Origin of the sequence: Variovorax sp. dw_954, assembly GCF_018449755.1 — a bacterium.
Classification (GTDB): domain Bacteria; phylum Pseudomonadota; class Gammaproteobacteria; order Burkholderiales; family Burkholderiaceae_C; genus Variovorax.
Map to the genome: position 1 here is coordinate 215,440 of NZ_JAAVVD010000010.1, position 22,196 is coordinate 237,635.

At 67.5% G+C, this 22,196-nt stretch carries 17 protein-coding genes; 11 read left to right on the top strand and 6 right to left on the bottom strand.

Annotated elements, in window-relative coordinates; translation table 11 throughout:
• Positions 1-93 precede the first annotated feature (93 nt).
• From HB681_RS17680 to HB681_RS17720, 9 genes are all read left to right on the top strand, one after another.
• Positions 94-492, top strand: coding sequence for a nuclear transport factor 2 family protein (locus tag HB681_RS17680; RefSeq protein WP_213956165.1), 399 nt, complete (start codon positions 94-96; stop codon positions 490-492).
• A gap of 510 nt (positions 493-1,002) precedes the next feature.
• On the top strand, positions 1,003-2,403 hold the full coding sequence (locus tag HB681_RS17685; RefSeq protein ID WP_213956166.1) for an FAD-dependent oxidoreductase: 1,401 nt from the start codon (positions 1,003-1,005) through the stop codon (positions 2,401-2,403).
• A gap of 182 nt (positions 2,404-2,585) precedes the next feature.
• Positions 2,586-4,118, top strand: a complete 1,533-nt coding sequence (locus tag HB681_RS17690; RefSeq protein WP_213956201.1) for an ABC transporter substrate-binding protein — start codon at positions 2,586-2,588, stop codon at positions 4,116-4,118.
• Positions 4,115-5,089 (top strand): ABC transporter permease subunit, encoded by a 975-nt coding sequence (locus HB681_RS17695; RefSeq protein ID WP_213956167.1) that lies wholly within the window; start codon positions 4,115-4,117, stop codon positions 5,087-5,089. The genes HB681_RS17690 and HB681_RS17695 overlap by 4 nt, the downstream gene beginning before the upstream one ends.
• Complete coding sequence (locus tag HB681_RS17700; RefSeq protein WP_213956168.1) at positions 5,086-5,967, top strand: ABC transporter permease; 882 nt, start codon at positions 5,086-5,088, stop codon at positions 5,965-5,967. The genes HB681_RS17695 and HB681_RS17700 overlap by 4 nt, the downstream gene beginning before the upstream one ends.
• A 399-nt stretch (positions 5,968-6,366) precedes the next feature.
• Positions 6,367-7,383, top strand: coding sequence for an ABC transporter ATP-binding protein (locus HB681_RS17705; RefSeq protein ID WP_213956169.1), 1,017 nt, complete (start codon positions 6,367-6,369; stop codon positions 7,381-7,383).
• On the top strand, positions 7,380-8,435 hold the full coding sequence (locus HB681_RS17710) for an oligopeptide/dipeptide ABC transporter ATP-binding protein (RefSeq protein WP_213956170.1): 1,056 nt from the start codon (positions 7,380-7,382) through the stop codon (positions 8,433-8,435). The genes HB681_RS17705 and HB681_RS17710 overlap by 4 nt, the downstream gene beginning before the upstream one ends.
• A gap of 25 nt (positions 8,436-8,460) precedes the next feature.
• Complete coding sequence (locus tag HB681_RS17715) at positions 8,461-10,113, top strand: amidohydrolase (RefSeq protein WP_213956171.1); 1,653 nt, start codon at positions 8,461-8,463, stop codon at positions 10,111-10,113.
• A 295-nt stretch (positions 10,114-10,408) separates the two neighbouring features.
• Positions 10,409-11,404 carry a GTP-binding protein gene (locus HB681_RS17720; RefSeq protein WP_213956172.1) on the top strand — a complete coding sequence of 332 codons (996 nt, stop codon included), beginning with the start codon at positions 10,409-10,411 and terminating at the stop codon, positions 11,402-11,404.
• 3 nt (positions 11,405-11,407) lie between these two features.
• On the opposite strand, the gene HB681_RS17725 is transcribed toward HB681_RS17720, so the two are convergent.
• The 3 genes from HB681_RS17725 to HB681_RS17735 all read right to left on the bottom strand — a co-directional run bounded on the left by HB681_RS17725 (position 11,408) and on the right by HB681_RS17735 (position 17,599).
• On the bottom strand, positions 11,408-15,220 hold the full coding sequence (locus HB681_RS17725; protein WP_213956173.1) for a WD40 repeat domain-containing protein: 3,813 nt from the start codon (positions 15,218-15,220) through the stop codon (positions 11,408-11,410).
• 2 nt (positions 15,221-15,222) lie between these two features.
• Positions 15,223-16,599, bottom strand: a complete 1,377-nt coding sequence (locus tag HB681_RS17730) for a toll/interleukin-1 receptor domain-containing protein (RefSeq protein ID WP_345944698.1) — start codon at positions 16,597-16,599, stop codon at positions 15,223-15,225.
• Positions 16,600-16,711: 112 nt separating this feature from the next.
• The gene (locus tag HB681_RS17735; protein ID WP_213956174.1) at positions 16,712-17,599 is read right to left on the bottom strand and encodes a hypothetical protein; all 888 of its coding nucleotides are present in this window, start codon (positions 17,597-17,599) and stop codon (positions 16,712-16,714) included.
• Positions 17,600-17,664: 65 nt separating this feature from the next.
• On the opposite strand from HB681_RS17735, the gene atpE reads away from it, so the two are divergent.
• Both atpE and HB681_RS17745 read left to right on the top strand, forming a co-directional pair.
• Positions 17,665-17,907 (top strand): F0F1 ATP synthase subunit C, encoded by a 243-nt coding sequence (gene atpE / locus HB681_RS17740; protein WP_213956175.1) that lies wholly within the window; start codon positions 17,665-17,667, stop codon positions 17,905-17,907.
• A gap of 51 nt (positions 17,908-17,958) precedes the next feature.
• On the top strand, positions 17,959-18,804 hold the full coding sequence (locus HB681_RS17745; RefSeq protein ID WP_213956176.1) for a GNAT family N-acetyltransferase: 846 nt from the start codon (positions 17,959-17,961) through the stop codon (positions 18,802-18,804).
• On the opposite strand, the gene tesB is transcribed toward HB681_RS17745, so the two are convergent.
• The 3 genes from tesB to HB681_RS17760 all read right to left on the bottom strand — a co-directional run bounded on the left by tesB (position 18,782) and on the right by HB681_RS17760 (position 22,178).
• Positions 18,782-19,699 (bottom strand): acyl-CoA thioesterase II, encoded by a 918-nt coding sequence (tesB, locus tag HB681_RS17750; RefSeq protein ID WP_213956177.1) that lies wholly within the window; start codon positions 19,697-19,699, stop codon positions 18,782-18,784. The two genes, HB681_RS17745 and tesB, sit on opposite strands and share 23 nt — an antisense overlap.
• Positions 19,700-19,825: 126 nt before the next feature.
• Positions 19,826-21,181 carry an FAD-dependent oxidoreductase gene (locus HB681_RS17755; protein ID WP_213956203.1) on the bottom strand — a complete coding sequence of 452 codons (1,356 nt, stop codon included), beginning with the start codon at positions 21,179-21,181 and terminating at the stop codon, positions 19,826-19,828.
• A 10-nt stretch (positions 21,182-21,191) separates the two neighbouring features.
• Positions 21,192-22,178, bottom strand: coding sequence for a tripartite tricarboxylate transporter substrate-binding protein (locus tag HB681_RS17760; protein ID WP_213956204.1), 987 nt, complete (start codon positions 22,176-22,178; stop codon positions 21,192-21,194).
• Positions 22,179-22,196: the final 18 nt, after the last annotated feature.

Consider the following 22,196-nt stretch of genomic DNA (forward strand, 5'->3'; position numbering starts at 1 on the left):
TCTGGCTTTCACGATAAGGCTTGTCTGGCTCTATGAGTCGGGACAAGCGAAGCTTAACCTTTGCTCAAGATTTGATCACCCGCAGGAGCCGTCTTGAACGCCGTTGCCACCCCCGTCACCGCAGCCACCCTCGAAGCTTTTTCCGACGCATGGAACCGCCACGACCTGCCGGCGCTGATGTCCTTCATGCATCCTGATTGCGTGTTCGAGACTGCCGCCGGCCCCGATGCCTGGGGTGCGCGGCACACCGGCCACGAAGCGGTGGCCAAGGCCTTCGCCGCCGCGTGGACGAACTTCCCGGACGCGCAGTGGCGGAATGGAAAACATCTGGTGCTGGGCGACCGCGGCATGTCGGAATGGACCTTCACGGGCACCGCATTGGACGGCCAGCGCAGCGAGTCCGACGGCGTGGACCTGTTCACCTTCAAGGACGGCAAGATCCTCGTGAAGAACGTGTTCCGCAAGGCGCGCCCATTGCTGCCTGCGGCTTGAAGCGAGGCCGGATCATGTGTGCAACGACCAGCCGTGGAGACGGCCGGGAACGGGATCACGCCGACGGCGTACTCTGCTCCGCGAATGTCCCCCGCCGTCAGCCTGCGGCTGCCGGCTCCCGCAGCTCCTCCTTTGTTTCGCTGCGCAGAGCACACCATCGACGTGATCCAGACGCGCTGTCGTTGATCGGCCGGCACGACACGGCGTGCCCTGGGCCAAGGGCATCGGGTGTTCCCCGCAGCGAAATGACCCTGGAACCACGGTCGCGTGCATCCGAGCGTGCCGTGATCGGCGTGCCAGGCAAGGCGCGACGACGCGGTGGGCTCCTGCCCACAAGGAGGAGCAACGCCGCATGGCGCGTCGAGCGCGGTGCGATCGGGTGCATGGGGCCGTGGGCTCCAGGGTCCCAGGAGGAGGCCGAAGGCCGGGGGACATTCGCGGAGGGGAATACCCGGTGTCCTCGGCCCGCGCCCGTCCCGCTTCGGGTTTCATGCGCATTGGAAAACTGACATGAGCATCGCCACCCCGCGCGAACTCTTCGCGCCCTACGACCCGGCCTACGACCCGCTGGTCTCCGACGGGCCCGGCCGCAACCGCGACTACGCACCCACCTACTGGGCCGCCACTGCCGGCCCCGCTCCCGACGACGACGGGCCGGTGCACGGCGACTTCGACGCCGACGTGGTCATCATCGGCTCGGGCTTCACCGGCCTCGCCACCGCGCTCTTCCTCGCGAAGGAACACGGCATCAAGGCCGTGGTGCTCGAAGCCAATCGTGTCGCCTGGGGCTGCACCAGCCGCAATGGCGGCCAGGGCCAGAACGCAAGCGGCCGCCTCTACCGCTCGCAGTGGATCGAGCGCTGGGGCCTGGCCACCGCGCGGCGGCTCGACGCCGAGATCCGTTTCGGCTTCGACACCTTCAAGGAACTGGTCGCCGATGCGGATTGCGACCCGCAGCCCGGCGGCCATCTGTACATCGCACACCGCGAGAAGAAGATGGCCTTCCTGCGCAACGAGGCGCGCGTGATGGCCGACCAGTTCGGCTATGCCACGCGCATGCTCAGCACCGAGGAAGTGCGCAGCGAATACTGCAACGACCAGGACGCGGCCGGCGCCATGCATGAGGCCGAGGGCATCTGCGTGCATCCGCTCAAGCTGGCCTACGGCTACCTGCGACGCGCTCGCGACGGCGGCGCACGCGTGCACACATCGAGCCCGGTGATCGGCTGGGAAACGAAGAACGGCGTGCACCACCTGAAGACGCCCGGCGGCATCGTGCGCGCGAAGACGGTGGGCATCGCCACCGGCGCCTACACCGCGCCCGGCCTGCACCCGACGCTGACCAATCGCTACTTTCCGGTGCTGTCGAATTCCATCGTTACGCGACCGCTGACCGATGCGGAACTCAAGGCCACCAACTTCCTCACGCACGAAGCCATCACCGACACCCGCACGCTGCGCTTCTACTACCGACTGCTGCCCGACAAGCGCGTGCAGATCGGCAGCCGCAGCGCCATCACCGGCGCCGACGCGAGCCGCGACGCGCACTACAAGCTGCTGGTCGACGGGCTGGCGCGCAAGTTCCCGCCATTGAAGGGTATCCAGATCGACTACTCGTGGTGGGGTTGGGTCGACGTGGCGCACGACATGATGCCGCGCGTGGTGCAGCCCGATCCGAAGCAGAGCGTGTTCTACGCGCTGGGCTATGGCGGCAACGGCGTGTCGTTCTCCGCGCATGCGGGCCGGCGCATGGCGCAGCGCATCGCAGGCGAGGGCGATGCGGCCTTCGACCTGCCGATCTATGACAGCCCACTGCAATTCCCCGCACAAGGAGAATGGGCTGCACGCTTCCGTCGCTTCGGACAAAGCATGCTGTACCGCTGGTACTACCTGCGCGACGAAGTGCTCTGAGGCTCAGTTAAACCCTTGGACCTATCGATGGGGTCCATCTGGCTCCACGCTGCGCGCAGGGGTGGACCGTATCTTGCGAACCTCGTGCAACACCACGTCCCGGATCCGAACTCAAGGAGGTCTCATTGAACTCAAGTCTCATCACCCGCCGCACGCTCTGCCTCGCAGGCTCCAGCGCTCTGATGCTCGGCCAGTTGCCGCTGGCCATGGCGCAGGAAGCGAAGAAAGGTGGCACGCTCGTGGTCGGCCTGGTCCAGGCACCGCGCCACCTCAACGGCGCCGTTCAATCCGGCTTCGCGACCGCCGAGCCCTCGACGCAACTCTTCGCGAGCCCGCTGCGCTTCGACGACAAATGGGCTCCGCAGCCCTACCTCGCCGAGACCTGGAAGCTCGCCGACGACGGCATGTCGCTCACGCTCAACCTGCGCAAGAACGCGGTGTTCCATGACGGCAAGCCGATCACATCGGCCGACGTGGCTTTCTCGATCATGGCGATCAAGGCCAACCATCCGTTCGCCACGATGATGGGCCCGGTCGACAAGGTGGACACGCCCGACGCGTACACCGCCATCGTGCGCATGAGCGTGCCGCATCCGGCCATCGTGCTGGCGATGAGCCCGGCGCTGTGCCCGATCATGCCCAAGCACATCTACGGCGACGGCCAGGACCTGAAGACCCATCCGCGCAACAGCACCGACGTGGTTGGCTCCGGTCCCTTCAAGTTCGTCGAGTTCAAGGCCGGCCAGCGCGTGGTGCTGGAGCGCTTCGACAAATACTTCATGCCGAACAAGCCCTACCTCGACAAGGTGATCTTCAGCATCCAGCCCGACATGGCGAGCCAGATCCTCTCCTTCGAGCGCGGCGACATGCAGATGATCCAGGTCTCCGCGCCAACCGACATCGCGCGCGTCACGAAGGACCCGAACGCGGTGGTCACGGCCAAGGGCTTCGAGGGCATCGGCGCCATCAACTGGCTAGCCTTCAACACGACGAAGAAGCCGCTGAACGACGTGAAGGTGCGCAAGGCCATCGCCACGGCCATCGACAAGAACTTCATCACCAAGGCGCTGATGGGCGGCTTCGCGCAAGTGGCCAACGGCCCCATCGCCGCGAGCAGCCCGCTGGCCTCGCCGGACGTGACGCTCTATCCCTTCGACCTGAAGAAGGCCGCCGCGATGCTCGACGAGGCAGGCTACAAGGTCAACGATGGCGGCGAGCGTTTCAAGCTCACCATCGACTACCTGCCGGGCGTGGACGACCAGCAGAAGAACGTGGCGGAATACATCCGCACCACATTGAAAAAGGTCGGCATCACGGTGGAAGTCCGCGCCTCGGCCGACTTCCCCGCGTGGGCCAAGCGCATGGCCACGCACGATTTCGACATGTCGATGGACCAGGTCTACAACTGGGGCGACCCGATCATCGGCGTGCACCGCACCTACCTGTCGAGCAACATCAAGCCCATCGTCTGGACCAATACGCAGTCGTACAGCAACCCGAAGGTCGACGAGCTGCTCAACAGCGCCGGCCAGATCCTCGACCCCGTGAAGCGCAAGGCCTACTACGCGACCTTCGAGAAGATCGTGACCGACGACGCACCCATTGTCTTCATCAACACCCCGCCCGCGCGCACTGTCACGAGCAAGAAAGTCGGCAACGTGCCTGCGACGATCTGGGGGCCCATGTCGCCCTATGACGAGGTGTACTTGAAGTGAACCTCGCCCGCGCGGTGCTGTCGCGCCTGTTGCAGGGCCTCGCCCTGGTGCTGGCGGTGGTGGTGCTCAACTTCGTGCTGGTGCATGCCGCGCCGGGCGACCCGGTGGAGACCATCGCGGGCGCGAGCGGCGGCATGAGCGAGGAGATGATGGCCGACCTGCGCAAGCAGTACGGGCTCGACAAGCCGCTCTACGTGCAGCTCGGCGTGTATGTCGGTCGCGTGGCTACCGGCGACCTCGGCTACTCGTACTTCTTCAACCTGCCGGTGATCCAGATGATCGGCGAGCGCGTGCCGGCCACCCTGCTGCTGGTGCTGAGCGCCGTGCTGTCGGCCTTCGTCATCGGGACGGCGCTGGGCGTGCTGTCGTCGCGCAAGCCGAACGGCGTGCTGTCGCAGTTCATCACGGTGCTGAGCATGGTCGGCTTCGCGGCGCCGGTGTTCTGGATGGGGATCATGCTGGTGATCCTGTTCGCGTCGGTGCTGCCGATCCTTCCGGTGTCGGGCATGCGCTCGCTGGATTCGAGCGGCGGCGGGATTGGCGATGTGATCGACGTGGCGCACCACCTGATCCTGCCGACGCTCACGCTGAGCCTGGTCTACCTCGCGCAATACAGCCGGCTTGCGCGTTCGTCGATGCTCGATGTACTGGGCTCGGACTTCATTCGCACGGCACGCGCCAAGGGTTTGGCTGATCGCGTGGTGCTCTACAAGCATGCGCTGCGCAATGCTCTGCTGCCGGTGGTGACGGTGCTGGGCTTGCAGTTCGGCAACGTGATGGCAGGCGCGATCCTGGTCGAGACAGTGTTCAACTGGCCGGGACTCGGGCGGCTTGCCTTCGAAGCGGTGCTGCGGCGCGACTATCCGACCATCCTCGGCGTGCTGCTGTTCTCCTCGGTTGTTGTCATCGTGATGAACCTGTTGACTGACCTTGCGTATCGGTTCATCGATCCGCGGATCAAGGCGTCATGAGCGCCGCGCCGGGCCGCCCCAAGCCGCTGCCGAAGGCGGAGCATCCCGCCACGGAGGCGCTGCGCATGTTCATGCGCAACCCCTCCGCCATCGCCGGCATGGTGATGCTGTTCCTCGTGCTCGCGGTATCGATCGCGGGACCGTGGGTGTACCCGGCCGACCCCTTCGAGATCCGCACCGCGCCGCTCACGCCGCCGTTCTCCGAAGACGCGTTGCTGGGCAGCGACTACCTCGGCCGCGACGTAATGACCACCCTCATCTACGGCGGCCGCGCGACCTTGCTGGTGGGCGCCGTCGCGGCCCTGCTGTCGGTGGCGATCGGCATCACGCTCGGCGCGATGGCCGGCTACTACCGCGGTCGCATCGACGCAGCGCTGATGCGCGTGACCGAGTTCTTCCAGGTGCTGCCGGCATTGCTGTTCGCGATGGTGGTCGTCACGCTGTTCTCGCCGTCGCTCGTGACCGTGACGCTGGCCATCGGCATCGTGAGCTGGACCGGCACCGCGCGCCTCACGCGCGCCGAGTTCATGAAGTACCGCGACCTGGAGTTCGTACGTGCCGAGCATGCGATCGGCGCGCGCAACGCCCGCATCATCTGGAAGGTGATCCTGCCGAACGCGCTGCCGCCGCTGATCGTGTCGGCCACGCTGGCGGTGGGTGCGGCGATCCTGTTCGAGGCCGGCCTCTCGTTCCTTGGCCTCGGCGACCCGAACCAGATGAGCTGGGGCCTGATGATCGGATCGAGCCGGCAATACGTGCTGTCGTGCTGGTGGGCGGTGGCGTTTCCGGGTGCGGCCATCTTCATCACGGTGCTCGCGGTGAGCCTGATCGGCGACGGTCTCAACGATGCACTCAATCCCAAACTTCGCGAACGTTGAAATGAAACCGCCTCGACGCTTGCGACTTGCGCTGGCCGCCGAACTTGTGGCCAGGGGGCGGGATCACGCCGACGGCGTACTCTGCTCCGCGAATGTCCCCCGGCCTTCGGCTTCCTCCTTTATTTCGCTGCGCAGAGCACACCATCGACGTGATCCAGATACGCAGTCGTTGATCGGGTCGCCACTGATGCCAGTCGCAGTCGACCGGCCGTGGCGAATTTCGGTCAACTGGGCCGCGGCGTGTCCTGGGCCAAGGGCGTCGGGTGTCTCCCGCAGCGAAATAAAGGAGGAGCCGAAGGCGGGGGACATTCGCGGAGGGAGATACCCGATGTCCTTGGCCCGCGCGCAAGCTCGGGCTCATGCAACGCAGGCTGGCCCAAAGCGCAATGGACAACTGACATGACGCAACCCCTGCTCCAAGTCAAAGACCTCCGCGTCGAGTTCAAGACCCGCCGCGGCAAGGCCCTGGTGCTCAATGGCGTCGACTTCGAGATCCACGGCGGCGAGACGCTGTGCGTGGTCGGCGAGTCCGGCTGTGGCAAGAGCATGACCGCGCTGGCGCTGCTGCGGCTGATCCCGTCGCCACCCGGCCGCATCAGCAGCGGAAGCATCCTGTTCGGCGGCGAGGATCTGGTCACCGTGAGCCTGGAGCGCATGCGCGAAGTGCGCGGCAACCGCATCTCGATGATCTTCCAGGAGCCGATGACCTCGCTCAACCCCGTGCTCACCGTGGGCGACCAGATCGGCGAATCGCTGCGCCTGCATGCGGGCCTCGATGCCGCCGGCGCGCGCGCACGGTCCGTCGAGATGCTGCGGCAAGTCGGCATTCCCGCACCTGAGCGCCGCGTCGACGAGTACCCGCACCAACTCTCCGGTGGCATGCGCCAGCGCGTGATGATCGCGATGGCGCTGGCCTGCCGGCCCGACATCCTCATCGCCGATGAACCCACCACCGCCCTCGACGTGACCGTGCAGGCGCAGATCTTCGACCTGCTGCGCGACCTGCAACGCGAGAAGGGCACGGCGATCCTGCTCATCACGCACGACATGGGCGCCGTCGCCGAGATGGCCGACCGCGTGATGGTGATGTATGCCGGCCGCGTCATCGAGCAAGGCACCACGGCCGAGGTGCTGGACACGCCCGGCCATCCGTACACGCACGGCCTGATCGCCTGCCTGCCCGAACTCGGCAGCAGCGCCCATGCCGTTACCGACAACGACCGCATCGAACTCGCCGAGATCGAGGGCGTCGTGCCGTCGATCTGGGAGCTGGGCAGCGGCTGCGCCTTCCGCGAGCGCTGCCCCTATGCCATGCCGCGCTGCGCACAGGAAGTGCCGCCGATGTTCGCGCTGGATGGCGCCACGCATGCCGCGGCCTGCTGGATGCATGCGCAACAGGAAGCGGTGGCCGCATGACACAGGACATCCTGCTTTCCGTCGACGACCTGCAGGTGCACTTCCCGCGCGCCAAGTCCAGCATGTTCGCCAGGCCTGAAGTGGTGAAGGCGGTGGACGGCGTGTCGTTCACCGTGAAGCGCGGCACCACGCTGGCCATCGTCGGCGAATCGGGCTCGGGCAAGACCACGACAGCGCTCGCGGTGATGCGGCTGTCGCCGGTCACGGCCGGACGCATCCAGCTGGGCGACACCGACCTCGGCGCACTCAAGGGCGAAGCACTGCGCCGCGCGCGCAGCCGCCTGCAGATCATCTTCCAGGACCCCTTCTCCTCGCTCAACCCACGCGAGCGCGCCGGCGCCGCGGTGCGTGCGCCGCTCGACCTCATGAACGTCGGCACGCCGGCCGAGCGCACGGCGCGCGTGGCCGAACTGTTCACCGCCGTCGGCCTGCGGCCCGAGCAGCAGCACCTGTTCCCGCACCAGTTCTCCGGCGGCCAGCGCCAGCGCATCAACATTGCGCGGGCGCTGGCCACCAACCCCGAGCTGGTCGTGTGTGACGAGCCGGTGTCGGCGCTCGACATCGCGATCCGCGCGCAGATCCTCAACCTGCTGGCCCGCCTGCAGCGCGAGCGGGGCCTGACCTACCTCTTCATCTCGCACGACATGGCCGTGGTCGAGCACATCTGCGACGACATCGCCGTGATGTACCTCGGCCAGATCGTCGAGCGCGGCCCGCGCAAGGCCTTCTTCGCGAACCCGCTGCATCCGTACAGCGTGGCCCTGATGTCCGCGGTGCCCACGGTGAGCGGCGGGCGGGCGCGGGCGGCGCAGCGCATCAAGCTGACCGGCGATCCGCCCAGCCCGATCAATCCGCCCCCTGGCTGCCGCTTTGCCGGCCGCTGCCCGGTGGCGGAGCCGGCCTGCGCCGAAGCCCTGCCGCCGCTCACGGAGGTCCAGCCGGGCCACTGGGTGCGATGCCGCCGCGTGGAAATCGTCGACGGCAGGCCCGTTGCGCCCCTTTCGCTCCCTTCGCCAGAATCGCCGTCGTCATTGCAGGCCATGGCCGCGTGACCCTCATTCCCTCACTGCTCGATACATGACCGACATCACCGTCTTCCAGGCCCGCAAGATCCTCACGATGAACCCGATGCAGCCCGAGGCCACGCACGTCGCCGTGCGCGACGGCAAGGTGCTCGCGGTGGGCGACTTGGCGCGCATGCAGTCCTGGGGCGAGTTCACGCTCGACACGCGCTTTGCCGACCAGGTGCTGATGCCGGGCCTCGTCGAAGGCCACTGCCACCTGATGGCCGGCGGACTCTGGCAGTTCCCCTTCGTCGGCTTCCATGCCCGCACCGCGCCCGACGGCAAGGTCTGGACCGGCTGCACCGATTTCGAGGCGGTGATCGAGCGCCTGCGCGCCATCGAGGCCACGATGACCGACCCGGCCAAGCCGCTGCTGGCCTGGGGCTTCGACCCCATCTTCTTCGGCAAGGAGCGCATGACCACGCGCCACCTCGACCAGGTCTCGACCAGCCGCCCGGTGGTGATCCTGCATGCGAGCCAGCACCTGATGAACGTGAACACGCCGGCGCTGGTGCAGTCCGGCATCACGCGCGACACGGAGGTCGAAGGCATCGCGCGCTACGACGATGGCGAGCCGAGCGGCGAGTTGCAGGAGTTCGCGGCGATGTTCCCTGTGACGCGACTCACCGGCAACATCTTCCGCGTGGCCGGGGCGGACCCGGCCAGCCTGCGCCTGTTCGGCCAGATGGCGCAGCTTGCCGGCGTGACGACGGCGACCGACCTGGTCAACGACCTCTCCGACTACAACGCCGCCGGCTTGTCGACGGTCACATCGGAGCCCGACTTCCCCGTGCGCATCGTGCCGGCCTTCCTCAGCATGATGGAAGCGCTGGGCATCGACGCGAGCGCCGCGCGCATCCGCGACCGCCAGGCCAATGGCAGCAACGACAAGCTGCACTACGGCCTGGTGAAGATCGTGATCGACGGCTCGATCCAGGGCTTCACCGCGCGCGTACGCTGGCCCGGCTACTTCAACGGCGCGCCCAATGGCATCTGGATCCATCCGCCGGCGCAGCTCAAGGCCATGATCGCGCAGTTCCATGCGGCCGGCTTCCAGCTGCACCTGCACACCAACGGCGACGAGGCCACCGAACTCGCGCTCGACGCGATCGAGGCCGCGCTCGAAGCCCATCCGCGCAGCGACCATCGCCACACGCTGCAGCACTGCCAGATGGCCGACGCCGCGCAGTTCGCGCGCATGGCGCGGCTGGGCATGTGCGTGAACCTGTTCGCCAACCACATCTACTACTGGGGCGACGCGCACCGCGAACTCACGATGGGCCCCGACCGCGCGATGCGCATGGACGCCTGCGCCACCGCGCTCGCGCATGGCGTTCCAATGGCCATCCACTCCGACGCGCCGATCACACCGCTGGGCCCGCTGTTCACCGCGTGGTGCGCGGTCAATCGACTCACATCCACCGGCAGGAAGCTCGGCGATGCGGAATGCATCCCGGTGCCCGATGCGCTCTACGCCATCACCATGGGCGCGGCCTTCACGCTGTCGATGGACCACCTGGTCGGCTCCATCGAGATCGGCAAGTACGCCGACTTCTGCGTGCTCGCCGAAGACCCACTCGCGATGGCGCCGGAGAAACTCAAGGACGTGCCGGTGCTGGGCACCGTGATCGGCGGTCGCGTGATCGCGTTGCCGCGGGCGGCGTGAGTGAGAGGCGCTGGCGGTTCTCTTCGCCCTTCGCGGGCAGCAAGGATGCGCAGTTCAACGCATGAGGCGGACATGAAACAGCGCCGACGTTCGCTGCTGGAGGGGGCCGGGAACGAGTGGCGTTGGGAGCGAGATCACGCCGACGGCGTACTCTGCTCCGCGAATGTCCCCCGCCCTTCGGCCTCCTCCTCTATTTCGCTGCGCAGAGCACACCATCGACGTGATCCGGACGCGCAATGGTTGATCCGCCCGCACAACGCGGCGTGCCCTGTGCCGAGGGCGATGGAACACTGAAATGACCGACACCTTCCACGCCGGCCGCATCCCATTGACCGTGATCGGCGGCTTCCTCGGCAGCGGCAAGACCACCCTTCTCAACCACATGCTGCAAGGCAACGACGGCCGGCGGCTGGCGGTGCTGGTCAACGACTTCGGCGCCATCAACATCGACGCCTCGCTGGTCAGTGCGCGCGGCGCCGACATGATCAGCCTCGCCAACGGCTGCGTCTGCTGCCAGATCGGCGGCGACCTCACCGATGCGCTGATCCGCGTCATCGACAGCACGCCCCGGCCCGACGCGATCGTGATCGAAGCCAGCGGCGTGTCGGACCCCTGGCGCATCGCGCAGGTGAGCCTCGCGGACCCGGCGCTCGCACTCGACGGCGTGGTGGTGCTGGTCGACGTCACGAGCGTGCTGGCGCAAGCCGCCGACCCCCTGCTCGCCGACACGGTGGACCGACAGCTCCGCGCCGCCGACCTGCTCGTGCTCAATCAGTGCGACCGCGCGGACGCGGGGACCCTGGCTGCCGTGCGCGCGAGGTTCGATGCGCAGTTGCCCGATACGCCTCGCGTCGAAACCCGGTTCGGCGAGGTACCCGTGGCGCTGCTCGGCGGGGCGCTACCGCTTGCGACGCGCGACACATCGCACGGCCCGCATTGCGCCGTCGGCTGTTCGCATACCGCTCATGACCACGATCACGCACCCGATCACGGCGCCGAGTTCGACACGTGGTCGCTGACCGCTCCCGGTGTGTTCCGCGCCGATGCGCTACGAGCCCTGCTGCGCGCCATGCCTCCCGGCGTGATCCGGCTCAAGGGCGTGGTTCACACCGATGCCCAAGGCCTGGCCGTATTGCAATTCGCCGGCCGCCACGGCTCACTGCGCGCATGGCCGGCCGGAACGCCCCAGCCCGCTACCACCGACAACACCCTCGTCGCGATCGGCCTGCGCGGCCGCTTGCACGCTGCCGCGCTGGAGCAATCGCTCCGCGGTAGCCTCACCGCGCGCTAGGGCCTACTGGCAGGAATCCTCCGGCGGTGGCGACGCCGGACAGATCAGATGGTATTTGGCATCGTGCAGGTATTGCCGCCATTCGCCACAAGTCAGGTTGCGACCGGCAATGCGACACGCGTCCTCCAGCATGTTCTGCTGGTCCCAGTTCTGGATCGAGACCGACGCGTCGTACTGCAGAATCGCCACGCGCCGACCGGCCGGGCTGATGTCCACGCTTTTCACCCGCCCGCCCAGGTCGCTCAATCGGGCGAGTTGCCATCGTTTTCGCAGATCCCAGACTTCGCGTCCGCCCTTTGAGTTGCCGCTGACCAACGCATCGCCGCCTTCGATGAATACCAACCGGTCAACCACCAGATCGGCCGCCCGATTGGCAACCCAATCGCTGTCCCGATCGCCGCCCTGATCGCCGGTCCGGCGGTCCTTCGAGTTGTCTTTCCGAGCCACGTTCGGGTCACCCCCCGTTTCCCGCGGTCCGAAGGTGGCCACGACCTGTCCATCGGCAATGTTCTGCACGACGGTCAAGCCGTCCTTCCGGCCCAGCACGATCTGCTTCCCGTCGGGACTGAATGTCAGCTTCAGCACCCCCTGACCGACGGCGCGACGCTCGGCTTCCCCGTCGTTCTCCGCGCCCCGTCTGCTCTCGCCCTCCTGCACCTTGGGCAGGACGTCGACCGTCGTCTTCGCACCGAGCCGATAGAGCTGGACACTGCCTTTGTCCCCGCCCACGGCAAGCGTCTTGTCGTCCGGGCTGAACGCGATGGCATTCGTGCCCGGCGCCGAAGGCAGCGTGGTGGTGGCACCGTCCTGACGGATCTCGCGCAACCAGATCGAGCCGTCCGTCGCAGCAACACCGAGCAACTTGTTGTCGCGGCTGATCGCGAAATGCCTGACCTTGTGGGACGCGTCCGCGGGTGCGGGCAGCGTCAGGATCGGTTTGCCGACCGTCAGGACATCGACAACGTCAACCTTGCCGCCGGGTCGCTCGATGGCGACCCGCGTCCCGTCGGGGCTGAACTCCGCGAGCACCAGATCCTCGTCGGCCTTCAGCAGGCGACCGTCGCTCGCGTTCCAGAAATTCGCGCTGTACATGGACGTTCCCAGGACGGTCCCTGCGCTGTTGAATTCGATTTCCTCCGCACGATGGACCTTGCCGGCGGAAGCCAGCACCGGGCCCTGTTCAAGCGACCACACCTTGTGCACCGTCTGGTGGGATTGCCAGGTCGGCTTGAAACTGGCCATTGACTTTCCGTCCGGCGAAAACAGGAATGCCGTCACTTGTGCCGGTCGCTCCTGGCTGTTCACCACCGTGACGTTGTCGGCAATCGACTGGACCAGGGCCTCGCCGCTGCGCATTCCGATCGCAAGCCACCGCCCGTCAGGGCTGACCGCTGAAGCGACTATTTCCTCGTCGTGATTCACGGATCCGAGCGGCTCGAACGGCTTCGTGCGCCAGACCCGGGTGGTCCCGCCCTGACGGATCGTGAGGAAACGGTCGTCGGGCCCGAACTCCGCTTCTTCCTCCTCGTCATCTACGGCATCCCCCAGAAATCCGACGGCCGAACCGGTCATGGCATCGCGCAAGTCGAGGCCGGCCTTGCCTTCCGGGTTCACGGTCCGCAACACGGCAAGGCGGCAATCACTGGAGCGCCGCAAGACGGTCCCGGACGTTCGCGGCATCTGCACCGTTTCCCCGCTCGCCAGCCGGGTGGCAACGATGCCGGTGCTGGGGCGGCCGTTGTCCTCGAGGCGTTCCTCCGTGCTGTACAGCAATGTGTCGCCGTCGTCTCCGAAGGTGATGCAGCGGCCATCCGTCTCGCCAATCTGCACGGCGGTTTTCGAGTCCGCCATGCTCCACACCGTGGCCTTGCCCCCGTAAGTCCAGGCCAGGCGCCGGCCGCCCCGGTCGAAGGTCAACCGCCTGACACGGCCGGGCTCGCCGGGAAACCAGGCGCCCACCCTTGCGATGGGGACGCCATCGTCCGCCTTCCAGACGACCACCGAGTTGCCGCCGGCCGACGCCCACCGGGTGCCATCCGGGCTGTACGCCAGCGTGCGGATGGAGCCCCTGTGCGCGTTCTCCAGGTGCCGCACGACGTCCCAGTTGGCGAAGTCGATTTCGAAGATGTCACCGTCTTCCATGCCGAGCAAACCGCGCTTGCCGTCGGGGCTCACCGCCGAGACGTTCACCTGGCCTTGGGCGGGAAGGAGCCTGCGAACGCCATGGTAGGCAATCAGCCGTGCCAGCTGCGACAGTTGCGCATCGATGCGCTCCGGATAGATCAGGCTCGCTTGCGTACCGAGCAGCAGCGCGAGATCGGGCTTCAGTACCTGGGCACGATCTGCGTTGGTGAGGAGATCCGTCGCGACCGCATCCAGCGACAGCTTCTCGGCCCGGTCGGTCGCGTTCCAGGCCCGGAACATCGAAACGCCCGCGATCAGGAACAGGACGAGCGCGCTTGCGATGACGATGGAACTCGTCAGGTTCTTGACCTTGTTGCGCTTCTGCGCCGCCAACGCTTCCCGTTCGCGCGCCTTGGCCGCCTCTTCCGCTTCACGTGCCACCCGGGCGTCGCGACTGTCCTTGACGACGCGCGTGAGCACGTCGTGCGTCAGTTCCAGGCGCCGGACGCCGAAACGATCGTCCACGCGCAGCAGGCGCCCGGCCACCAGTTGGTCGATCGCCGCGCGCGTGACGCCGGGCAGCGCGAGTGCATCGTCGTAGGCATGGCTGTCGCGAAAGCCCGCTTCGGTGATCAGTTCGTCCTCGACGAAGACCCGCACGCGCGGGTCGAGGTCGCGCAGCGAGCGAAGGTAGAAATCGACGAGGATCTCGCGTTCCGCCCCGGCGAGCAGTTCGGCGCCGATGCGGTCGCTGCCTTCGGCGATGCGGCGCAGGTTCAGTTCACTGCAGATCACGCTCAACAGCGCGGGGTCGACCTCCATGCGCTCGTAGTCCTCGGCCGCCGGCGCCTCGGCGTGGTTGCGCCACGCCAGGCCGATGATGCGGTCCGCGACGCCGTCTGCCACCAACGCTGAACCGCTGGCGACGACTTCGCGGGCCTGGTGCCCGTTCATCGGCAGCAGGCGATAGCGATTGCGCATGAGGGATGGAATGCGCTGGCGCAGGCCCTCCATCTCCGCCAGGAAGTCTTCGCGGAAGCTCAACACCACCTTGCAACCCCTGCGCCGGAAATCGAATTGCGTGGTCAGCGAGAGGTCATCTTCGAGTGCGCGACGCAACGCCTCGGGCGGACGGTCCTCGACAAGGTCCGACAGCTCGGAGATGAATGCCTCGGTGCTGTGGCGCGTCTCGTCATCTGCCTGCCCGTGCGTGAAGATCTCCTCGAACTGGTCGAAGACCAGCACCGGCGTCAGTGCCTTGTTGCGGCGGCTCCAGACGCCTGCATCGACTCGGTGGAAGTGCTCCCACAGCGTTGCGCCCACCAGAGGCGCGGTGGCCTCGGCCTCGACCTCGGTACAGGCCGCATCCAGCGCCTGCAGGACCTGCTCGCGCATCGGCACGGCGGCGCCGTGGGCCAGGCGAATGAGCACCGGCAGGTGAAGGTCCTCTCGCAAACGCGGAAAGAGGCCCGCTCCGATGAGCGAGGTCTTGCCGAGGCCCGAGCGTCCGAACAGTATCGTCAGTGCCTCGCGCCGCACCAGGCGCGCGAGCTCGTCGGATTCGCGCTCACGGCCACGGAAGAAGGCGCGGTCGGCCTCGGCAAAGGAAGCGAGTCCGGGCCAGGGGTGCGCCGGCGACAGCCGCGCGGCGTCCGGGTCACCGTCAGACGCAGGGGTTGCGGGAGCTTCCATCTTCATTGGCGCCTGGCGCGCGCCGAGATCGACCGGTACATCTCGCGCATGCGATCGATGAAGGCGGCGGAGGCCTCGCCATCCTGCAGCACGGTCCACTGTGCCTTTCGAAAGCGGTCGGGCACGACGCTGGTGTAGGGCGGCGTGTCATCGATGACGACGGGAACGATGAACGGCTCGTCCGGCGCCATGCCGCTGGCCCGATCGTCAGCGGCATTCCACTCGCTCCAGAAGTAGTCGCGCCTTCGCGTCTCGTCCTGGGTGGCGCGGGAGATCACCGGGATGAACAGGATGCTGGCGTCGACGCCGCGCCGGATGCGACGGTCCCATTCGGCGCCCGCCTGGAGCTGCTCCCGGTCGAACCAGACGTCGATGCCGGCCGCGTCCAGCGACTGGGCGAGGCGGCGCACGGCCACCGCATCCTGGCTGGAATAGCTCAGGAACACGGCGCCGTCGGCATCGGCCTTCGGGGGTGGCACTTCGTCAAGGCGCACCGGGTTGCCCTCGGGGTGCCGCTCGCCCCAGCGCTTGCGCAGCTCCGCGCAGAAAACCGAAGGATCGAGCGCGACCAGGCGCGTGTTGGGGCTGAAGTCCGCGAGGAATGTCGCGAGTTCGGCATCGCCCGTTGCCATGGGCTCGACCAGATACTCCAGCGTCACGCGTCGTGACGACAGGGGTGCGTTCTTGGCCGCTCGCAGGAAGAATCGGGCAAGCCAGTCGGGGAGGCGGCAGCCCAGCAGCAGCAGGTGGCTGTCGCGCAGTGCGTCGAACAGGAGCTTGGGCTTGCGCGCATCGTCCTGCAGCGCATGCAGGAATTCCAGCCTGTCTTCGTCACAGATCACCCATTCAGGCGCAGAAGACTGACGGCCCAGCAGGTGGAACACAGTGGGGGCGGCAAGACGTTCGAGCGGCGTCGGCAAGTCGGTCGCGCGGTTGGGCGCGAAGGTCACCACCTCCGTGCGGGCATCCCCGCCGTGGCGAACCAGATCGATCGCGCGCTCCAGCATCGCATCGAATGAGAGCGTCACGAAAAGGTTCAACGGGCTCACCGCGGCGAGGTCGAGCATGGCCTGCGGGGGTTCGACTTGCATGTCCTTGATGACTTGCGCGATGCGCACGTAGAGGTCTTCCTTGCGCGACCTCGGCAGCATCAGGTAGCGGCTGATCACATCCACCAGGCGCGGCGCGTGGCCGGCGCCGTTCAGGTCGATGCGCAGCTTCGCGGCCAGGCGTGACGCCACCAGTGCGTCGAAGGTTTGCGTTTGCCGATCGCAAGCCACGGGAAGCAGCCCGCTGTCGATGACCACCACGACCCTGCGATCGTCGATGTAGTCGAGCAGGTCGTTCCAAAAGAACTCGTCAAACAGGTCGTCGCTCACCGCGCAAGCATCAGGCTGCGGCTGCTTTTTATCAAGCGCCGCGTGCCACTTTCTCCGCCGGATGGGGGAGGCGCGGCATCGCAGGCGCACCGTGCCTCCATATCGATGCCTGCTACGGCAAATTGATCACCGCCGCCCCCTTCGCCCCGAACCAGATCACTCCGCTTCCCATCATCGCCTGCCCGTTCGCAACGGACATGTCGTGCGGCAGCGCCACCTTCAGCGCCTCGATGAAAGGTTTGTTGAAGACCTGGTCCCATGCGGCAACCAGTTGCTCGGCGCTCGCGATCTGGCGCGTCTTGCCGCCCTGCTTGACCTTCAGTGGATAGTCGACGAAGCGCGCAGCCTCGGCACGCTCGCTTGCCAGCACGGCCTTGTAGAAGTCCTGCACGCGCGCCTCGAAGGCCGCATCGGGCTCGCTGGTGACTTTCTCGTAGCGTCGCGCGCTGCTCTCGCGCTTGCCGGTGTTGCCAAGGGTCACGTCCAGGCGCCGCTTCGCCAGCGTCCACGTCCCGGTCGCGCCGATGCTGTTGGCCAGCTCCGGCGGCTTGCCATCGCCATTGCCCGCGCCCACCAGTTCGAGGTCGAAGACGCCGCCGCCCGCTTCGAGGAGCAACAGCCGCCCGTTTTGCTGGCTGCCGGTCAACGGAATGTCCGCCAGCGCCTTGCCGAGGAAGTAGTGCCCCGTCAGCTGCCCTTCCGCACCCTTGACCGGCGCCAGCGTCATGCCGATGGCGTCGGTGCCCAGCGCGCCTTCGTAGATGAATTCGATGGTCGGGGCAACCGGTGGCGCCGCCGGCCCCCGTGCCCAGCCGCTGGCGGCGCAACCGAGCGCGGCAGCGGCGAGCGCGAGGCGCGAAGCGAACATCCGGCGCGTCGCAGGCGAAGGGAAAGGGAAAGGGAACGACAGCGGCAGCTTTGAAATCATTGCAGAAAGTTTCCGGCGTTGCCGCGACCTTACACCGACTGGCGTGCTGTCCCGCATGACCTGCGGCGTCATCGACCCGACGCAGCCAGGGCACGACAGTGAGGGCACGACTCACAACCCGCACAAGGAACCAGTCCATGAACGGCTTCGACCTCCTCCCCCTCGGCGTCTCGCTGCTCATCGGCATCGCCGCCTTCGGCTCCTGCATCGGCATCGGCATCGTCGGCTCGAAGTTCCTCGAAGGCACCGCGCGGCAGCCGGAGCTGGTCGACACGTTGCAGACCAAGTTCTTCCTGATCGCGGGCGTGACCGATGGCGCCTTCATCATCGCCACCGGCATCGGTCTCTGGTTTGCGACCTCGAATCCGTTCCGGGGGTGAGTTGGCTGCGGATGGCAGACACAAGCCCGTGTTTGGCGTCCAATCGGGTCCATGGACCTGCACATCCGCACCTTGCGCCCGAACGAAATGCGCCTGGCCATCGACTTCGCCGCGCTCGAGGGCTGGAACCCGGGCCTGCACGATGCCGCCTGCTTCCATGCGGCCGACCCCGAGGGCTTCCTGATCGGCGAACACGAGGGCAAGCCCGTGGGCTGCATCGCCGCCGTGCGCTACGAGGCGCACTTCGGCTTCATCGGCTTCTACGTGGTCGCGCCGCCGTGGCGCGGCAAGGGCTTCGGCCTGAAGCTGTGGCAGGCGGGAATGGCCCGGCTGGAAGGGCGCGTGATCGGCCTGGACGGCGTGCCGGCGCAGCAGGACAACTACCGGCGCAGCGGCTTCACGCTGGCCTGGAACAATGCGCGCTTCGCCGGCGTGGCCCGCCCCGCGGGGCAGGCGGTGGCGGGACAGATCGTGCCGTTGTCGGGCGTCGACTTCAAGCTGGTTCGCAGCGACGACCGTCGCGTGTTCCCGGCCGCGCGCGATGAGTTCCTGCGCGCCTGGGTCGGCATGCCCGACGCCACCGGGCTGGCCTGGATGGAGCGCAAGCGCCTGGCCGGGTGGGGCCTGATCCGCAAGTGCCGCGAGGGCCACAAGATCGGCCCGCTCGTGGCCGAGAGCCGCGACGTGGCCAAGTCGCTCTACCTGGCGCTGTGCCGCAGCGTGCCGGTCGGCGACACGGTGTTCCTCGACGTGCCGCTGCGCAATGCCGATGCCGCGACGCTGGCGACCTCGCTCGGCATGCAGCGGGTGTTCGAGACCGCGCGCATGTATGCCGGGGCCACGCCGGCCTGCGAGCTCGAACGCGTCTACGGCGTCACTTCTTTCGAGCTCGGCTGAGCGTCTCCGGGTCGATCAGGCGCACCACGCCTTCCTGCGCCACCGACGCGACCAGCCGGCCGTCGCGCGAATAGATCTCGCCGCGGCACAGGCCGCGCGAATCCACGCCGTTGGGCGAATCGATCGAATACAGCAGCCAGTCGTCCATGCGGAAGTCACGATGAAACCACATCGCATGGTCGAGGCTCGCGGCCACCAGGTCGGGCTGCATGAAGCTCAGGCCGTGCGGCAGCAAGGCCGCGCGCAGCAGCCCGTGGTCCGAGGCGTAGGCCAGCATCGCGCAATGCAGCGCATGGTCGTCGGGCAAGGCGGTCAGCGAGCGCATCCAGAGGCGGTAGTCGTCCGGACGCGGCTCGGGCTCGAGCGGGTCGGTCGGGTCGACGGTGCGGTACTCGATGGGCCGCTCGGCGTCGAACTTGGCGCGGGCTGCCAGGTCCGGCACGCGAGTCACCATCGCGCGGCGCAGCGCGGCGTCGCTCACCAGCGTCTCCGGCGCGGGCACGTCGGGCATCGTGTGCTGGTGCTCGAAGGCGCCTGTCTCGCCGGCCTGGAACGAGGCCATCATCGTGAAGATGGTGCGGCCCTTCTGGATCGCCGACACGCGCCGCGTTGCGAAGCTGCGGCCATCGCGCACGCGGTCGACCACGTAGTCGATGGCCTCGCGCTTGTCGCCGGCGAGCAGGAAGTAGGCATGCAGCGAATGCACCGGGCGCGACGCGTCGACCGTGCGGATGGCGGCCATCAGGGCCTGGCCCAGCACCTGTCCGCCGAACACGTTGCGCGTGCCGATGTCCTCGGTGGCACCGCGGAAGCGGTCGGCGTCAAGTTGCTCCAGCCGCAGCAGAGTGACGAGGTCCTTGACGATGCGGTCGGCGTGGGCGGTGGTGAGACTCATGGCTTTGATTTTGCCGCCGTCGGATCGGCGAAATGCGGGGGCGCGTCGCCTGGGTTCCAGCGGCGCCGCGTGGCATGTGGCCCACGAGGCGCGAAATCGTTGCGCGGCTATTTGCGGGACCGCACGCTAACGCTCAAGAAGCACGCCATCCGCCGCCAGCGCCCCTTGCAGCGCCGCGACGTCGACGGCACGCATCGACGCGCCCCGGGCCATCGCCGCCGCGGTGCCGGCAGCCTGACCCATCACGAAGCAGCCACCGCTCGCCCGCGCGGCCGATTGGCCTTCGTGCGTCATCGAGGCGCAACGCCCGGCGACGAGCAGGTTGTCGACCTTGCGGGGCACCAGCATGCGCCAGGGCAGCTCGTTGCAGGCGTTGTCGGCGTCGCGCGGAAAGCCCCAGTCGATGCGGCCGTCGCGGTGCAGCTCCATCGGCCAGGCGTTGATGCCGATCGCATCGTCGAAGCGGGCCGACGACAGGATGTCCTCGCCGGTGAGCGCATAGGCGCCATCGATGCGCCGGGTCTCGCGGATGCCGACCTGCGCCGCGATGTCGACGATCTGCGCCTGGGCAAAGCCCGGCACCTTGTCGCGCATGAAGCGGAAGTACTCGACGATCTGGCGCCGGCCTTCGGTTTCGCCGGCGCTGAGTTGACGCGCGTCCACCCCGCTCATCGCACGGCCCTCCGCGTTGCGGATCTGCGTCACGTTGGCGCGCCATTCGCTCGGGTTGATCTGCGGCCGCACGATCGCGCCCTCGCGCGGAAACCGGTATCGACCGGGCTCGTCGCGCAGCGCGGCTTCCATCAGGTCGTTGATGGCCTTGAACTCGCCGATGGCTGCGAGCGCCGGCCCTGGCTCGACATGGCCGACGCGGAACATCGTGGTCGGGAACAGGCTGTTGCCCTGCCCGTCGCCCACCTCGAAAGGCACGCCGGCAAAGGCGGCCACGTCGGCGTCGCCGGAGCAGTCGACGAAGGCGCCGGCCCGGATGGCCTGCCGGCCCGACTTGGTCTCGACCACCAGGGCGGCGATGCGCGCCGGCGCACCTTCCGCCGCATCCTCCATCAGCACGGATGCGGCCCACGCGTGGAACAACACATCCACGCCCGCCGCGAGCAGCAACTGGTCGGCCGCGCATTTGTAGGCCGATACATCGTAGGAGCGCACCCGGATGCGGCCCTGCATGCCGTCCTGCGGCTTGTTGAGGCCGCCGAGCGCATCGATGCGGTCGAGCAATTCGTCCACCACGCCGTGCACCACCTGCGTCATCTCGCCGCCGCGCCGGCCATGGAGCCCGGCGAAGTTGGTCACGCCACCCGCCGTGCCCATGCCGCCCAGGAAGCCATAGCGCTCGACGAGCAAGGTGCGCGCACCGTGGCGCGCCGCACTGGCGCTCGCGGCCAGGCCGGCCGGGCCGCCACCGATCACGACCACGTCGTACTCGCCGAAAACCGGCAGCCTGCGCGCCGGCTCGGTGAGCATGCCGCCGACACTATTCAAGCTTGATGCCCTGGGCATTGATGATGCCGGCCATGATCGCGGCCTCTTTCTTCACCCGCGCGCGCATGCCGTCGGGCGAGGTGCCCACCGCCTGCCAGCCCTGGTCGAACAGCTTCTGCCGCACGTCGGCCGATTTCATGATCGGCCCGAGTTCGTGCGCGATGCGTTCCTGCGCCGCCTTCGACAGGCTGGCCGGCCCGAGCAGCGCGGCCCACACCTCCAGGTCGAAGTCGCGCACGCCGGCATTGGCCAAGGGCGCGACTTCGGGCGCGAGCGGACTGCGCCCACTGGTCAGGCCGATGGCCTTGATCTTGCCGGTGCGCACTTGCGGCATGGCCACGCCGGGTGGAACCAGCGCCATCTGCACCTGCCCGCCGAGCATCGCGGTGATGACCTGCGGATTGCCCTGGAACGGCACATGCACCGGCGCAAAGCCGCGCACGCGGGACTTGAGCAATTCCATGCCGAGGTGCCCGACCGAGCCGACGCCGACCGAACCGTAGTTCCACTTGTCGCCCGCGACGCGAGCCGCATCGAAGAATGCCGGACCCGATGGCAGCGAGGGCAAGGCCACCAGCACCAGCGGCGCGGTGACCAGCAGCGACAGTTCGGTGAAATCGCGCGCCGGGTCGTAGGGCAGGCTGGGGTAAAGAAGCTTCGACGAGGTCAGGTTGCCGTTGATGACGATACCCAGCGTGTGGTCGTCCGTGGCCTTGGCCACGAAGTCCGCGGCGATGTTGCCGGAGGCGCCCGGCTTGTTGTCCACGACGACCGGCTGGCCCAGCACGCGCGCCAGCGATTCCGCCAGCACGCGCGCGGCAATGTCGGGTGTGGAGCCGCCCGGAAAGCCGACCACGAGATGCACCGGCCGGGTCGGCCAGGTGTTGCCCTGGGCATGGCTGGCAAGAGGCGCAAGAAGAGGCGCAAAAAGACGCGCGGCGCTAGCCGCAAGCAGGAGGTTTCGACGGGAGATTGGCATGGCCGGCATGATCGCACA

Coding starts and splice junctions, on each gene's coding strand:
- HB681_RS17705 (WP_213956169.1), top strand. CDS start 6,367: ATGACGCAACCCCTGCTCCAAGTCAAAGACCTCCGCGTCGAGTTCAAG.
- HB681_RS17755 (WP_213956203.1), bottom strand. CDS start 21,181: ATGCTCACCGAGCCGGCGCGCAGGCTGCCGGTTTTCGGCGAGTACGAC.
- HB681_RS17735 (WP_213956174.1), bottom strand. CDS start 17,599: ATGACGCCGCAGGTCATGCGGGACAGCACGCCAGTCGGTGTAAGGTCG.
- HB681_RS17685 (WP_213956166.1), top strand. CDS start 1,003: ATGAGCATCGCCACCCCGCGCGAACTCTTCGCGCCCTACGACCCGGCC.
- HB681_RS17720 (WP_213956172.1), top strand. CDS start 10,409: ATGACCGACACCTTCCACGCCGGCCGCATCCCATTGACCGTGATCGGC.
- HB681_RS17745 (WP_213956176.1), top strand. CDS start 17,959: ATGGACCTGCACATCCGCACCTTGCGCCCGAACGAAATGCGCCTGGCC.
- atpE (WP_213956175.1), top strand. CDS start 17,665: ATGAACGGCTTCGACCTCCTCCCCCTCGGCGTCTCGCTGCTCATCGGC.
- HB681_RS17725 (WP_213956173.1), bottom strand. CDS start 15,220: ATGGAAGCTCCCGCAACCCCTGCGTCTGACGGTGACCCGGACGCCGCG.
- HB681_RS17760 (WP_213956204.1), bottom strand. CDS start 22,178: ATGCCAATCTCCCGTCGAAACCTCCTGCTTGCGGCTAGCGCCGCGCGT.
- HB681_RS17700 (WP_213956168.1), top strand. CDS start 5,086: ATGAGCGCCGCGCCGGGCCGCCCCAAGCCGCTGCCGAAGGCGGAGCAT.
- tesB (WP_213956177.1), bottom strand. CDS start 19,699: ATGAGTCTCACCACCGCCCACGCCGACCGCATCGTCAAGGACCTCGTC.
- HB681_RS17715 (WP_213956171.1), top strand. CDS start 8,461: ATGACCGACATCACCGTCTTCCAGGCCCGCAAGATCCTCACGATGAAC.
- HB681_RS17690 (WP_213956201.1), top strand. CDS start 2,586: ATGCTCGGCCAGTTGCCGCTGGCCATGGCGCAGGAAGCGAAGAAAGGT.
- HB681_RS17710 (WP_213956170.1), top strand. CDS start 7,380: ATGACACAGGACATCCTGCTTTCCGTCGACGACCTGCAGGTGCACTTC.